Genomic DNA, 14,897 nt, shown 5'->3' on the forward strand with positions numbered 1-14,897 from the left:
AGAGACGAAAGCGAGATAGGTGCAGGTACTTTTTATTTTTTACTAAATTTTAAGTAGGTGTAAATAAATCCTGCACTTATAGCCAAAGTTGTCCACCATTTAAAATCAATATGCAAAAGTGAAAAGATTATAAAACTGATGATTAGCGAGGCTAAAAGATAGACAATGATTAAAATTTTATTTTTCATAGGAATTGCCTTTCTGAATGGATTCTAGTATTTACGGCTTATTTGTAAAGTTTACAATAAGCCTCTAGGGCAATTGTCTCTCAGAATGTCCTTTTATCTGTCAATAATCCGAGAAAATCTTGTCGTTTCAAGTCTGAGAAATGTTTGGTAGAAAGACTTCCTTTTTGAAGTCCATCATCTCTAACCTGTAAATAATAGCTATGTTGGCTTGTTTTAATTGTCAAAAAATCGCCAAATACAAAAAATTTTTTCCAGTTACGAATCTCAAATTCTTTCATCTCTGATTTTGGAATGCGGATAAGTCCTTGCCGCAAATCACGATGATGCTCACTTGTGAAAGTCATCCCATTCCCAAGATTTCTTATCAGTAGTTCATCTGGAGTTACCATCACCAGCGCTATTTTAGTTAAGAAAATTTCAACTGTTGGTGGTAAAATCGCCAAATCAAACCAGGGATGTAGGTAGCGATAGGCTAAGAAATAATGAGGCTCCTCACCCAATCCTAGTTGTTTATATAAGTCCTTGACCTCACTATCTAACCTCGTTTCAAAAGACACATCCGAATGCGCTTCTTCCTTCTTCTGATTAAAATAACGCATCCAGACTAGAAAATATATAAAGACTATAATAAATATTCCTGATAAGAGATATTTTACATTGTAGTTCATCACTTAACCTCCTGATTCACGCTTCTGCCTAAAACAGAGGCCTATTTATTTTGAAAATAGTTCCATAATAACTTTAAATAAGACTGGTAACATTATATCAAGCTAGAATTCTTTCTTTTCTAGCTACATCATAATTCTTTGCTGAATACAAAGTTAAGGGCACTGTATTTATTAACGCTTACAAAATTCTTGCTTTACCTATATTATAAATCAACATATATAAACTGTCAAGTAATTTAAGTAATAATCTAAATGTTTTCAAAAAGAAGAATTATAGTTATATTCTGCACATAAAAAAGATAGCTTCTGCTATCCTTATACATTCTCTGACTACTTATCCATCAGATATTGTTCTACCTTGAGTGCCATAACTTCATTATTTTCAATTAGATAGAGCACCTTAGCTTTTATATAATAGTCCTTAGCAACAGAAATATCAAGATTTTCTGTTACATTTCCCAACAAACAATATAAATCGGCTAGCCTAAAGCTACTATGATACTTGTTACAAAATTCAATCATCTCCAATAATAGCGCTCTGGACTTATCCATCTCCTCCTGTTTCCAAAGGTGGTAACAATAATTGTATTTTATTTTGATATACAACTCAATTTGTTCACGCACACTGGTATCGATTTTTGAAAGGGCTACGAAAACCTGATCATATAGTCGCTCAAATTTCTCCTTATCCTCATCATAGCCTAAGAAAATCAGCAGGGTATTCAAAATATACAAATAATCCACTTTATCAATACTAATCCTACTGAGGATGTCCTCTATTTTTGAAATAGCTAGTTTTAATTGATGTTCACATTGATAGGTTAGAATGGCATCTATCCAGTCCAGATAAATCTTTTCATCAAAAGATAAAGAAGTCTGTTGCTTTCTTTCTCCCTCAAAAGCATATTTCAAAGAGGCATAATCTTGATTTTCCAACAATGTTTCAGACAACCTCTTGAAAGCAGATAAGCCTAGAAACTCTTTCGAAATTTCTCCTGAAAAGAAATAGTCCATATTTAAGCCCATTTTTTCAGATAATTTATATAACAAATCTGCTCCTGGCATATATTTACCTTGTTCCATACGACTTATCTGAGTTTGTTGGCAAATTCCTTCTGCCAATTCTTTTTGCGACCAGCCCAGCTCTTTTCGCTTATTTTTTAATCTTGTTGCTAATAATGCATGCATGCTAACCACCACTATTTATATTCTATAAAAACATTATACTACTTTTTTAAGAAAATTATGTCGTATTGTCTACAAAGAGTGAACAGACTTCTCAAAATGTAAGAAAAAAGAGCCATTCAAAGCTCCTTCCCTATTTCTTAATACCAGCCGTTGTTAAGCCAGAAGTTTTTAGCGGCTGTCCATGAACCGTAACGTCCTGCAACGTAGGCATCTGCTACACGTTCTTGGTTTTCAGCTGAGTAGTCACCGTTCAAGTATGAATCTGTCAATTGGTAACGTCCGATATAACGTCCGTTTGTAGCTGTGTAGCTACCGCCTGATTCTTTTTGAGCGATCCATTCTTTGGCTTCTGCTTCAGATCCGCTGACAGTTGAAGCAACCGTTTCTTCTGCTACTGTTTCGCTTACTACTGGAGCTTCTTCCTCTACCTCTGTAGTTTCTGCCACTGGAGCTGAAACAGCCTCGTCTTGGGCTGCTGGAGCTTCATAAGTCGTTGAAGCTGGTGCTGCTGGCGCTACAGGGCCATCGATAACCAACTCTTGACCAACATAAATCAAATGAATGTTGTCAATGTGGTTGTTTTCTGCCAATTTCTCAACAGTTGTGTTGTGAGTTTCAGCGATTTCTGAAAGTGTATCACCTTCTTTAACAGTGTAAGTTGATGATTCTTGAGCAGATACAAATGATGGAGCAAATACTGCAAACAAGGCAGCTACTCCTGCAAGAGTTGTTTTAATCTTTTTAGTTGTTGATTTCATATTTGAAAATTCTCCTTCTTTCTATAGTTCTATCATACCCTTTAAATATTACCGTTTCTTGACACTTTTATGTAGAAATATTACAAAATTATTTTTTATTTCCCTAAATAATGTGTTTTTTGTCATAAAAGATACTATTTTTATGCTATTTGAGGTATTAGAAAGGTTTTCATCCACAATTAAAGTCAAGACCTTCATTCTTTGATATAATAGAGATAAGAATTTTTATAAGGGGAAACTGATGAAATCACTTCGTTTTCAATCTGTCTTTGATATCATCGGACCAGTTATGATTGGCCCATCTAGTAGTCATACCGCTGGTGCTGTTCGTATTGGGAAGATTGTCTCTTCCATTTTTGATGATACTCCGACAGAAGTCGAATTCCAACTTTTTAACTCATTTGCCAAGACCTATCGTGGTCACGGGACAGACCTAGCCCTTGTTGCAGGTATTTTGGGCATGGATACAGATGATCCTGAAATCCCAAACAGCCTGGAAATTGCCCACAAGCGTGGTATTAAGATTGTCTGGACCATTCAGAAAGACAGCAATGCTCCGCATCCTAATACTACTAAAATTACCGTCAAAAATGCCCACAAGACCATCAGCGTGACTGGTATTTCTATCGGTGGAGGAAATATTCAGGTAACCGAACTCAATGGCTTTGCCGTCTCTCTCAATATGAATACACCGACTATCATCATTGTTCATCAAGATATTCCAGGTATGATTGCCCTCGTAACGGAGGCTCTTTCACGCTATGGTATCAATATCGCTCAGATGAATGTTACTCGTGAAAAAGCTGGTGAAAAAGCCATTATGATTATCGAAGTTGATAGTCGCAACTGTGATGAGGCTATCGAAGAAATTCGAAAAATCCCTCATCTCCACAATGTCAATTTCTTTAAATAGGAGGAAGCATGTTTTATTCTATCAAAGAATTGGTCGAGCAGGCAGAACTGGACTTTCAAGGAAATGTCGCAGAACTCATGATTACAACAGAGTTTGAATTGACCGGTCGCGAACGTGAAGAAGTCTTCCTTCTCATGGAACGCAATCTGGAAGTCATGAAAGCCTCTGTCCAACTTGGCCTCAATGAAAATAAATCTCGTAGTGGCCTGACAGGTGGAGATGCTGCCAAATTGGATCACTACATTAAAAACGGAAAAACTCTGTCAGATTATACGATTCTCTCGGCTGCCCGAAATGCCATCGCAGTCAATGAACACAATGCCAAAATGGGCTTGGTCTGTGCCACTCCGACAGCAGGAAGCGCAGGCTGTTTGCCCTCCGTTCTCACTGCTGCTATTGAAAAATTAGACCTCAGCCACGAGCAACAGCTGGATTTCCTCTTTGCTGCCGGTGCCTTTGGACTAGTCATCGCAAACAATGCCTCTATCTCAGGTGCTGAAGGTGGCTGTCAGGCCGAGGTTGGTTCGGCCTCTGCTATGAGTGCTGCTGCCTTGACTCTAGCTGCGGGTGGAACACCTTATCAGGCCAGTCAGGCCATTGCCTTTGTCATTAAAAATATGCTTGGCCTCATCTGTGACCCTGTTGCCGGCTTGGTCGAAGTTCCCTGTGTAAAGCGCAATGCCATGGGAGCCAGCTTTGCCTTTATCGCAGCAGACATGGCCCTGGCAGGGATCGAATCTAAAATCCCTGTGGATGAAGTTATCGATGCCATGTACCAAGTAGGAGCAAGCATGCCAACTGCCTTTCGTGAAACAGCTGAAGGTGGACTCGCTGCTACCCCAACTGGTCGACGCCTCCAAAAAGAAATTTTCGGAGAATAAGCTTATCAAATAGGAGAAATCATGACCTCTATCTCAGCTATCTTTTTCGACCTAGATGGAACCCTTGTTGACAGTTCTATCGGGATTCACAATGCCTTTACCCATACCTTTAAGGAGCTGGGGGTGCCTAGCCCTGATGCCAAAACGATTCGTAGTTTTATGGGACCGCCTCTTGAAAGTAGTTTTGCGACCTGCCTTCCCAAAGAACTAATCTCTGAAGCCGTGCAGATATACCGTTCTTACTACAAGGCAAAAGGCATCCATGAAGCTCAACTCTTTCCTCAGATTGTAGACTTGCTAGAGAAGTTATCGAGCAATTACCCTCTTTATATCACCACTACAAAGAATACACCCACCGCTCAAGACATGACTAAAAACTTGGGAATCCATCATTTCTTTGATGGCATTTATGGTTCCAGCCCTGAAGCACCCCATAAGGCAGATGTCATTCGCCAAGCCTTGCAGACACATCAACTAGCACCGGAACAAGCCATCATCATCGGAGATACCAAGTTTGATATGCTGGGAGCTCAAGAAACAGGCATTCAGAAATTGGCCGTCACTTGGGGATTTGGGGAGCAAGCAGATCTACTAAACTATCATCCTGATTATATCGCTCACAAACCCATAGAAGTTTTAGAGTATTTTCAATAACATAGACTGAGCGACAACCCTATTTCAGAAGAAAATGAGGCAATCTATACATAACAAAACGCATACTACCAAGGTTTCAAGACTTGATAATATGCGTTTTTCTTTTTTATTCAACGTGGGTTGTTTGATTGGCAAAGGCGATAATGGCTTGCTTCAATTCATCTCCACTGAGAGTTCGGAACTCTTCAATCTTTTGATTGATGGATTCTAAAGGCATGACATTAACCTTACCAACGAAAATCTTATCCATAACCTGGTTATCAACAAGTTCAGTTGATACTAAGAGTTCTTCGTAGAGTTTTTCACCTGGACGGATTCCAACTTCAACAATTGGAATTTCGCTCTCAGTGTGTCCACTTAGAAGCACCATTTTCTTAGCCAAGTCATAAATTTTGACTGGTTTCCCCATATCAAGGATAAAGACTTCTCCATCCTTGGCATAAGCACCAGCATGGATAACCAAACGGCTAGCTTCTGGAATGGTCATAAAGTAACGGGTCATGCGGAAGTCTGTCACCGTTACAGGCCCACCTTCAGCAATCTGACGTTCAAAGACTGGAATCACACTACCACGGCTACCAAGAACATTCCCAAAACGAACCGCACAGTAAGTCGATTGGCTACGTTGGTTAAAGCCAGTGACAATCAACTCAGCCACGCGCTTGGTTGCTCCCATAACATTTGGTGGATTAACCGCCTTATCTGTCGAAATCATAACCATCTTAGGTACTTTGGCTTCATCAACAGCCTTAGCAACATTGTAGGTTCCACGAATATTGTTTTTGAAGGCTTCTTTTGGATTGCGCTCCATCATAGGAACGTGTTTGTGGGCAGCTGCATGATAAACAATAGCTGGCCTGTACTGCTCAAAGACTTGCAAGAGACGGCCGTAGTCTTGAATGTCAGCAATCACAGGTACATAATCAATCCCTTGGAACTTACGAATCAATTCATGATAAACAAGGTAGATTGAGTTTTCCCCATGACCAAGCAAGACGATGCGTTCAGGATTGAAGCGACTAACTTGGCGACAGATTTCAGAACCGATTGAACCTCCAGCACCTGTAACCAAGATTGTCTTACCTGTCAGTTCTGCGCCCAGACGCGATTCGTCAAGACGAATTTCCTGACGACCCAAAAGGTCTGTGATATCAATCTTCTGGAAGCCTCCACCTGCTTGGTGAAGTCCTTGAACAACAGTTTCAACTTTAGGCATCTTGTAACATTTGACACCCAGCTTATTACACATCTGCAAGATACGTTCATATTCTGACGGGTCAAGTGACGGAATCGCAACGATGACACGCTCGATTTGGTGGCGTTTGGCTAATTCCGGCAGATCATCATATGAACCCAAAACAGGGATACCACCAAGTTTTTGGCCCTTTTTCTTAGCGTCCTTATCCAAAATACCGACCAGTTCTAATTCACTGGTTGGATGTTGGTAACTATCCATAAAGAGGGCCCCACCATCACCAGCACCAATCAAGAAGGTCCGACGGTGCTCTCCATCACCACTGCCTTTTTTGCGTCTGGAGTAGATTAACTGCCAAGTAATCCGTGGCAATAAAATCAAGAAGGTACTCAACAAGATAAAGAGAATGATGAAACGGATGGAGAAGAGTGGCAAGAAGGCATAGCAAATACTATATGATAAGACACTGCTGGCAGTCACGCCAAAAAAGATTTTCATAAAATCCGTAATCTTGCTGTAACGACTAATACTAGCGTTCAACCCCCAAAATCCAATCATCAATTGATAGAACAAGAAGGCCAAACTCGTATAGATAATGTAGTCAACAGGTGCTGGGTTAATTAGTCCGTAAAATAAGATATAAGATACAATGATGGAAACCACCATACTGAAAATATCAAATATGCCCCAGAAGACTTGTTTTTGTTGTTTATTTAAAATTTCCACCAGATCAATCACATAATCTGTGAGTTTTTTATTCATAGAAATTTACTCCTCCTTAAAAGAGCTGGATGATTACATTGTTATTATAACACTTTTTCTCTAGTTTACGATTTGCTACAATCTTTTAATTGCTTTTTCGTAACAGTTTCATAAAAATAAACTGTCGGACAAATCCTGGACAAAGAGCAACAACCATCTGAATCGCAACACTCTTGGCATACTCCATGTAAGAAATCTGCCCTCTCTTCAGCATTCGTTGACGAGCCTGACGATAGAGTTTGAGATAACGCAGTCCCCCACGACGCTCAAACATCCCTGCTCCGACACGAACCTTACACAAGATTTGATCCAGATTTCCAGTCTTGGCTCCTGCAGCAATCATGTTGAGCCAGAGGAGGTCATCCTCCATATAAAGGCCATCTTCATAGTTGCCTGCCTTGAGAACCATGTCCTTCTTGAACATGACAGTCATGTGGTTAAAGGCACTTCTCATCCTTTGATAAGCTACAATATCTGCATGCTGAGTTGGAACACGACGGTAAGAAACAATCTCATCAGGATTATCAATAAATTCTGCAATATGTCCACCTAATAAGTCGAGATTGTCCTTCTCCATTAGCTGAACCTGTTTCTCAAAACGATCTGGAACAGCTATATCATCCGTATCCATACGGGCAATAATATCGTACTGACACTGCAAAACACCCTGTCGAAGAGCCAGACCCAAACCTTGATTCTGCTCAAGAGGACAGCGTTTCACTGGAATTTCAGACTCAGCCTCCACCTGGTCTAACACCTGATAGAGCTCAGGTGTCAAAGGCCCATCCTCAACTAGAACCAACTCGCTCGGTTTCAGGGTCTGATTTTGAACACTCTTAATAGCATCCTTTAAAAATGTCGGATTTTCCTTGATATAGACCGACATCAATACGCTGATTTTTTGCTTTTCAGACACAGTTTTTCTCCAATGTATAGATTTCCTTCCACTATTTTATCATAATTTTCAAGACTTTCCCATTTTTATCTTGAAAGCCAGAAACCTTACTTGACATTATAGTGAAAAAGCCTTAAAATAAGCTGTTATTAAAATCAGTTAGAAGAGGTATTATATGAAAAAACAATCACTCTTTTTTGTTCCAGGTATTATCCTGATTGGTGTTTCCTTGCGGACTCCTTTTACTGTTCTACCCATTATTTTGGGAGATATTTCGCAAGGGCTGGGGGTAGAAGTTAGTTCACTTGGTGTCTTGACCAGCCTTCCTCTCCTCATGTTTACCCTCTTCTCACTCTTTTCTACCCGACTAGCTCAGAAAATCGGCTTGGAGCATCTCTTTACCTACAGCCTCTTCTTCTTGACCATTGGCTCACTTATTCGACTAATCAATCTGCCCCTGCTCTATCTAGGAACCTTGATGGTTGGGGCAAGTATCGCAGTCATCAATGTGCTGCTTCCTAGTCTCATCCAAGCCAATCAACCAAAGAAGATTGGTTTTCTGACCACCTTATATGTAACCTCTATGGGGATTGCAACGGCTCTGGCCTCCTATCTGGCTGTGCCCATTACACAAGCCAGTTCTTGGAAAGGACTTATCATCCTCCTCACCCTGCTCTGTCTAGCAACTTTTTTGGTTTGGCTGCCTAATCACCGCTATAATCACAGACTGGCTCCTCAAACCAAACAAAAAAGCCAAACAAAGGTCATGCATAATAAACAGGTCTGGGCAATTATTATCTTTGCAGGTTTTCAATCCTTGATCTTTTACACCGCTATGACCTGGCTACCTACCATGGCTATTCATGCAGGTCTATCCAGTCACGAAGCTGGCTTGCTAACTTCTATCTTCTCGCTGATTAGCATTCCTTTTTCAATGACCATCCCCAGCCTAACAACCAGCTTGTCTACTCGCAACCGTCAGCTCATGCTCACTCTGGTTTCACTAGCTGGTGTGGTCGGCATTTCCATGCTCTTTTTCCCAATCGGTAATTTCTTTTACTGGCTTGCCATCCATCTCCTCATCGGAACCGCAACCAGCGCCCTCTTCCCTTATCTCATGGTCAATTTTTCACTCAAGACAAGCGCTCCTGAAAAGACAGCCCAATTGTCCGGTCTATCTCAAACAGGAGGCTATATCCTAGCAGCCTTTGGACCAACCCTCTTTGGTTACAGTTTTGACCTTTTCCACTCTTGGGTACCAGCTGTAGCTGCCCTCTTGCTCGTCGATATTCTGATGACTGTAGCCCTCTTTACAGTAGACAGAGCTGATAAAATTCTCTAAACTTCTAGTTTTTCCTAGAAGTTTTTTTATATATAAAAATTTTACACATTTCTCTTGACAGGGCTTTCTTTTAGATGTACAATGTATGTGTAGAAAAATTATATATAAAAATCCTACACATTAGAAAAGGAGGTTTCTCATGTACTTTCCAACATCCTCTGCCTTGATTGAATTTCTCATCTTGGCCGTACTGGAAAAAGGAGATTCTTATGGTTATGAGATTAGCCAGACCATTAAGCTGATCGCTAATATCAAAGAATCCACACTCTATCCCATTCTCAAAAAATTGGAGGGCAATAGCTTTCTGACAACCTATTCTAGAGAGTTCCAAGGTCGCATGCGCAAATACTACTCCTTGACAAATGGTGGTATAGAGCAGCTCTTGACCCTAAAAGATGAATGGGCACTCTATACAGACACCATCAATGGCATCATAGAAGGGAGTATCCGCCATGACAAGAACTGAATACCTGACTCAGCTAGAACTCTATCTCAAGAAACTACCTGAAGCTGACCGTATCGAAGCCATGGACTATTTCAGAGAACTCTTTGACGATGCTGGAGTCGAAGGAGAAGAAGAACTCATCGCTAGCTTGGGAACTCCCAAAGAAGCGGCTCACGAAGTCCTCTCCAATCTTCTCGATAAAAAAATCAATGAAGCACCCGCTCAAAAAAATAACCGACAAATTTTACATATCGCCTTGTTAGCCCTCCTTGCAGCACCCATCGGCATTCCTCTGGGAATCGCCATCCTCGTGACCCTGTTCGCAATCCTTGTGGCAGCCTTGACTGTCATTCTGGCTTTCTTTGCGATTTCCATACTGGGTATCATTGGCGGATTCCTATTTTTAGTTGAAAGTTTCACTGTCTTAGCCCAAGCCAAATCAGCCTTTATCTTGATTTTCGGTTCTGGTTTACTAGCCATCGGTGCTTCTTCACTAGTCTTACTAGGTATCTCCTATGTAGCTCGTTTCTTCGGTCTACTCATTGTTCGCCTGGTGCAATTTGTTCTCAAAAAAGGAAAGAGAGGTGACCAGCATGCGTAAATTGACAAAAGGATTTCTCATTTTTGGTGTGGTGACTACCGTTATCGGATTTATCCTGCTTTTTGTAGGTATCCAATCTGACGGGATTAAGAGCCTACTTGCCATGTCCAAGGAGCCTGTCTATGATAGTCGGATGGAAGAGCTGACCTTTGGCAAGGAAGTCGAAAACCTAGAGATTACTCTCCACCAACACGCGCTGACCATCACAGACTCTTTCGATGATCAAATCCACATTTCTTACCATCCATCACTTTCTGCTCACCATGATCTTATCACCAATCAGAACGATAGAACTCTGAGTCTCACTGATAAGAAACTGTCTGAAAGTCCATTTATCTCTTCTGGAATTGATGGGATTCTCCATATTGTAAGTAGTTCATCTAATCGTTTTAATGATGTCATCATCGGACTACCGAAAGGGAGAACTCTAAAAGGGATCAACATCTCAGCCAATCGCGGACAAACCACCATCATAAATGCTAGCCTTGAAAATGCGACCCTCAATACAAACGGCTATATCCTCCGAATTGAAGGAAGCCGTATCAAAAACAGTAAACTCACAACCCCCAATATCGTTAATATCTTTGATACAGATCTAACAGATAGTCAGCTAGAATCAACAGAAAATCACTTCCACGCTGAAAATATCCAAGTCCATGGTAAGGTTAAACTGACTGCCAAAGATTATTTCCGAATCATCCTAGACCAGAAAGAAAGCCAACGAATTAACTTGGACATCTCAAGTAGCTACGGTTCTATCTTCCAATTCACAAGAGAAGAGCCTGAATCAAGAGGTACGGAATTAAGCAACCCTTACAAAACTGAAAAAACCGATGTCAAGGATCAACTCATTGCGAGATCTGATGATGATATTGAGCTAATATCCACACCAAGCAGACGTTGACAAAAACGCTTACATCTGCTACTATAGAAGCATATTTATCTAACTAAAAAGGAGGTTCTACCATGAAACAAGAATGGTTTGAAAGTAATGATTTTGTAAAAACAACAAGCAAGAACAAGCCTGAAAAGCAAGCTCAAGAGGTTGCAGACAAGGCTGAAGAAACGATAGCCGATCTCGATACACCAATTGAAAAAAATACTCAAGTAGAGGAGGAAGTCTCTCAAGCTGAAGTCGAACTGGAAAGCCAGCAAGAAGAGAAAATGGAAACTCCTGAAGACAGTGAAGCGAGAACAGAAATAGAAGAAAAGAAGGCATCTAATTCTACTGAAGAAGAGCAAGACCTTTCTAAAGAAACAGAAAAAGTCACTATAACTGAAGAGAGTCAAGAAGCACTTCCTCAGCAAAAAACAATCTTGAAAGAGCCTTTTCTTCTCAGTAAATCCTTAGAAAGTCCTTATATTCCCGACCAAGCTCCAAAATCTACGGATAACTGGAAAGAGCAAGTACTTGATTTTTGGTCTTGGCTAGTGGAAGCGATCAAATCTCCTACAAGCAAGCTTGAAACAAGTAGCACACACAGCTACACAGCCTTTCTCTTGCTCATTCTATTTTCTGCATCTTCCTTTTTCTTCAGTATCTACCACATCAAACAAGCCTACTATGGACATATAGCAACTATAAACAGCCACTTCCCTGAGCAACTAGCACCTTTAACTCTCTTTTCTATCATCTCTATCCTAGTAGCGACAACACTCTTCTTCTTTTCATTCCTCTTGGGTAGTTTCGTCGTGAGACGATTTATCTACCAAGAAAAGGACTGGACGCTGGAAAAGGTTCTCCAACAATATAGTCAACTCTTGGCAATTCCAATCTTCCTCACCGCTATTGCTAGTTTCTTTGCCTTCTTTGACAGCCTACGATTTACAGCCCTCTTGTGTGTGATTAGCATTGGAATCATTCTGCTTGCCAGTCTCCATATCATTACAAGACCAAGTCAAGCAAGTGAAACCGACTCCTTCTATCAGTTATTCTTGTCTGTCCTTGTGAACGGAGTGATCATCCTCCTCTTCTTTGTAGCTGAAGTCGCACTGATTGGGGATTATCTTCGTATCTTAGCCTTTCTTTAAACTTCATACTCTTCGAAAATCTCTTCAAACCACGTCAGCTTCGCCTTACCGTACTCAAGTACAGCCTGCGGCTAGCTTCCTAGTTTGCTCTTTGATTTTCATTGAGTAGCAATCCTGTCATCCATGGCAGGATTTTTTATATGTAAAAAAGCAAGTCGATTGACCTGCTTCTGCTTTACTTTTCTTGTGCTAATGTTTTAAAATCTTTGTCTAAGATGGGTTGTATTTCTAATTGATTGGCGTCTAGTTGGTGGTAAGATGCTAATGGTAGTAACTCTAGGAATTGTGCATATTCCAAGCGAGCAATGGCTTCATAGTCTTCTGGTTTAGAGCCATCTCCTGTAATTTGAACCAAGTCGATCTCCCACTGGACTTCCTTATCCAGCAATTGCTCCATATAGGCTACAGGAACAAATGGTTTTCTCGGCAAAACAGTCTTGACTCCTTGAGCCAGATGGTAAACACCGTGCACTTGGCCTTCTCCATCCTGATAGAAGGAAACTCTTGCAAAGTAGGCATCTGTCTCTTGAACCGCACGCACACGCGCTTCAAACTGAGCCAAGCCGTCTTCCTCTAAAAAGCTTTTCAAGTCCCCATGACTAAAGAAAACAGGATTAAAAATTCCTTGGCAAATCGTAAAACGGGCTGCACTATCAGCCAGATGGGCTTGAATACTTTCTTGGAAATAAGCTTCAAAATCAAAACCATCTAGTCCTTCAATCTCAGTTCCTGTGTAAGCAAGCAGGGCTTCTAAAAATGACTTGATGATCTCCCAGTCTGTCTTCGTGAGTAGGTCAGGAAGATCGACACGGTAAGCCTTTTGATCATCAGCATAGCTAACTTTAAAGAGAAATTGTGATTGCCCCACTATCGCACACTCGATATATTCGAGACGGTTAAGAGGCTGACGGAGATAGACTGCATCATAACTATGCGACTCCAAACCGTCTAGCAAGGCCAAGATCGACTTGGCAGTCAAAATCTCCTGTTCTCCTAAAATGCTCTGTTTATTTGGAATAAAAAATGTTTTCGCCATAACTGGGCTCCTTTGAAATCGTTTACATACAGTATACCTTATTTTTCTGAAAGATACAAAAACAAACTTTATACTCTTCGAAAATCAAATTCAAACCGCGTCAGCTTCGCCTTGCCGTACTCAAGTACAGCCTGCGGCTAGCTTCCTAGTTTGCTCTTTGATTTTCATTGAGTATTAGATTTTTGAGTACAAAGCATAGAAAAACAGCCCCTAAGGACTGTTTGATCTTATACAGTAGCTGCTTGATCCAAGCTTTCACCGATAGCGGCTAGGCGCTCGATCACTTCTGCTTGTGTCAATTCATTTTCTGAAACATAGCGGTTACGTGGGTGAACACGGCACTCGTGTGAGCATCCACGAAGGTACTTGTCTTCATTTTCTTCTGATGTCAAGATACGACGGTTACAGAATGGATTTCCACAGTTGACATAACGTTCACATGGTGTTCCATCAAACCAGTCTTTCCCTACGATAGTTGGGTTGACATGGTTGACATCAACGGCGATACGCTCGTCAAATACGTACATTTTTCCATCCCAAAGCTCACCTTGGACTTCTGGGTCCTTACCGTAAGTTGCGATTCCTCCGTGCAATTGGCCGACATCTTTGTAACCTTCACGAACCATCCAGCCTGAGAATTTCTCACAGCGAACACCACCTGTACAGTAAACCACGACACGCTTGTCCATGAATTTTTCCTTGTTATCACGAACCCATTGTGGCAATTCACGGAAGTTGCGGATGTCCGGGCGGATAGCCCCACGGAAATGTCCTAGGTCGTACTCGTAATCGTTACGTGTGTCAAGGACAACGGTATCTTTATCAAGAAGCGCTTCTTTGAACTCTTTTGGAGACAAGTAGGCACCTGTTGTTTCAAGTGGGTTGATGTCATTGTCAAAGTCGTTGTCTTCCAAACCAAGGTGGACAATTTCTTTCTTGTAGCGAACAAACATCTTCTTGAAGGCTTGTTCACTTTCTTCGTCAATCTTGAACCAGAGATTTTCCATACCTGGTAGGCTGTGAACGTAGTCCATGTATTTTTGAGTTGTTTCATAGTCACCTGAAACTGTTCCGTTAATTCCCTCGTCAGCGACTAGGATACGGCCTTTAAGGCCGATTGATTTACAGAAAGCCAAGTGGTCTGCAGCAAATTGCTCTGCATTTTCAATTGGAGTATAAAGGTAGTAAAGTAAGACACGAATATCTTTTGCCATAAGATTTGTTCTCTTTTCTATTCTTAAATTTTCTAAATTTTTTATTTATCCATACTAGTATACCTGCTTGAGAAAACGAATGCAATTTATTTGACTGGAAATTGCTATATTTCAATTTAGAAAAAA

General features: G+C 40.8%; 15 protein-coding genes and 1 pseudogene. 8 read left to right on the plus strand and 8 right to left on the minus strand.

The genetic code is table 11. The annotated features are described in order from the left end of the window. Window positions 1–268 precede the first annotated feature (268 nt). The 3 genes from HW098_RS05395 to HW098_RS05405 all read right to left on the minus strand — a co-directional run bounded on the left by HW098_RS05395 (window position 269) and on the right by HW098_RS05405 (window position 2,802). Entirely contained in the window at window positions 269–856 is a 588-nt protein-coding gene (locus tag HW098_RS05395) for a hypothetical protein (RefSeq protein WP_176139492.1), read from the minus strand. A 330-nt stretch (window positions 857–1,186) separates the two neighbouring features. Then, window positions 1,187–2,044, minus strand: a complete 858-nt coding sequence (locus tag HW098_RS05400) for a helix-turn-helix transcriptional regulator (protein WP_176139493.1) — start codon at window positions 2,042–2,044, stop codon at window positions 1,187–1,189. A 137-nt stretch (window positions 2,045–2,181) separates the two neighbouring features. Next, complete coding sequence (locus HW098_RS05405) at window positions 2,182–2,802, minus strand: LysM domain-containing protein (RefSeq protein ID WP_176139494.1); 621 nt, start codon at window positions 2,800–2,802, stop codon at window positions 2,182–2,184. 241 nt (window positions 2,803–3,043) lie between these two features. Between HW098_RS05405 and sdaAB the strand changes: the two genes are divergently transcribed. Genes sdaAB through HW098_RS05420 form a run of 3 tightly spaced genes read left to right on the plus strand, consistent with a single transcriptional unit; the run spans window position 3,044 to window position 5,250 of the window. Further along, complete coding sequence (sdaAB, locus tag HW098_RS05410) at window positions 3,044–3,715, plus strand: L-serine ammonia-lyase, iron-sulfur-dependent subunit beta (protein ID WP_000838912.1); 672 nt, start codon at window positions 3,044–3,046, stop codon at window positions 3,713–3,715. 8 nt (window positions 3,716–3,723) lie between these two features. Beyond that, a complete protein-coding gene (sdaAA, locus tag HW098_RS05415) occupies window positions 3,724–4,596 on the plus strand; it encodes an L-serine ammonia-lyase, iron-sulfur-dependent, subunit alpha (protein ID WP_000500050.1) in 873 nt (290 codons plus the stop codon). A 21-nt stretch (window positions 4,597–4,617) separates the two neighbouring features. Then, complete coding sequence (locus HW098_RS05420; protein ID WP_176139495.1) at window positions 4,618–5,250, plus strand: HAD family hydrolase; 633 nt, start codon at window positions 4,618–4,620, stop codon at window positions 5,248–5,250. 106 nt (window positions 5,251–5,356) lie between these two features. Here HW098_RS05420 and HW098_RS05425 read toward each other — a convergent pair whose 3' ends face one another. From HW098_RS05425 to HW098_RS10815, 3 genes and pseudogenes are all read right to left on the minus strand, one after another. After that, the gene (locus HW098_RS05425) at window positions 5,357–7,207 is read right to left on the minus strand and encodes a nucleoside-diphosphate sugar epimerase/dehydratase (protein WP_176139496.1); all 1,851 of its coding nucleotides are present in this window, start codon (window positions 7,205–7,207) and stop codon (window positions 5,357–5,359) included. A gap of 85 nt (window positions 7,208–7,292) precedes the next feature. Continuing rightward, complete coding sequence (locus HW098_RS05430) at window positions 7,293–8,093, minus strand: glycosyltransferase (RefSeq protein WP_191995513.1); 801 nt, start codon at window positions 8,091–8,093, stop codon at window positions 7,293–7,295. Continuing rightward, a pseudogene (locus HW098_RS10815) lies at window positions 8,073–8,220 on the minus strand (glycosyltransferase family 2 protein); the annotation flags it as partial. The gene HW098_RS05430 and the pseudogene HW098_RS10815, both read right to left, overlap by 21 nt. 57 nt (window positions 8,221–8,277) lie before the next feature. Here HW098_RS10815 and HW098_RS05435 point away from each other — a divergent pair. The 5 genes from HW098_RS05435 (at window position 8,278) to HW098_RS05455 (ending at window position 12,521) form a co-directional block, all read left to right on the plus strand. Continuing rightward, on the plus strand, window positions 8,278–9,444 hold the full coding sequence (locus tag HW098_RS05435) for an MFS transporter (RefSeq protein WP_176139498.1): 1,167 nt from the start codon (window positions 8,278–8,280) through the stop codon (window positions 9,442–9,444). Window positions 9,445–9,583: 139 nt separating this feature from the next. Next, window positions 9,584–9,910: a PadR family transcriptional regulator gene (locus HW098_RS05440; protein WP_000273854.1), complete on the plus strand. Its 327-nt coding sequence runs from the start codon at window positions 9,584–9,586 to the stop codon at window positions 9,908–9,910. After that, window positions 9,897–10,490 carry a DUF1700 domain-containing protein gene (locus HW098_RS05445; protein ID WP_176139499.1) on the plus strand — a complete coding sequence of 198 codons (594 nt, stop codon included), beginning with the start codon at window positions 9,897–9,899 and terminating at the stop codon, window positions 10,488–10,490. The genes HW098_RS05440 and HW098_RS05445 overlap by 14 nt, the downstream gene beginning before the upstream one ends. Then, a complete protein-coding gene (locus HW098_RS05450; RefSeq protein ID WP_176139500.1) occupies window positions 10,483–11,394 on the plus strand; it encodes a DUF4097 domain-containing protein in 912 nt (303 codons plus the stop codon). Before HW098_RS05445 ends, HW098_RS05450 begins: the two co-directional genes overlap by 8 nt. 62 nt (window positions 11,395–11,456) lie before the next feature. Beyond that, window positions 11,457–12,521 carry a DUF6574 domain-containing protein gene (locus HW098_RS05455; protein ID WP_176139501.1) on the plus strand — a complete coding sequence of 355 codons (1,065 nt, stop codon included), beginning with the start codon at window positions 11,457–11,459 and terminating at the stop codon, window positions 12,519–12,521. Window positions 12,522–12,696: 175 nt separating this feature from the next. On the opposite strand, the gene HW098_RS05460 is transcribed toward HW098_RS05455, so the two are convergent. Further along, window positions 12,697–13,557: a DUF4299 family protein gene (locus HW098_RS05460; RefSeq protein WP_176139502.1), complete on the minus strand. Its 861-nt coding sequence runs from the start codon at window positions 13,555–13,557 to the stop codon at window positions 12,697–12,699. Between the two features lie 227 nt (window positions 13,558–13,784). Further along, window positions 13,785–14,771, minus strand: a complete 987-nt coding sequence (locus tag HW098_RS05465; protein WP_176139503.1) for a rhodanese-related sulfurtransferase — start codon at window positions 14,769–14,771, stop codon at window positions 13,785–13,787. Between the last annotated feature and the right edge of the window lie 126 nt (window positions 14,772–14,897).

Source organism: Streptococcus sp. 1453, from assembly GCF_013276955.1.
GTDB lineage: Bacteria > Bacillota > Bacilli > Lactobacillales > Streptococcaceae > Streptococcus.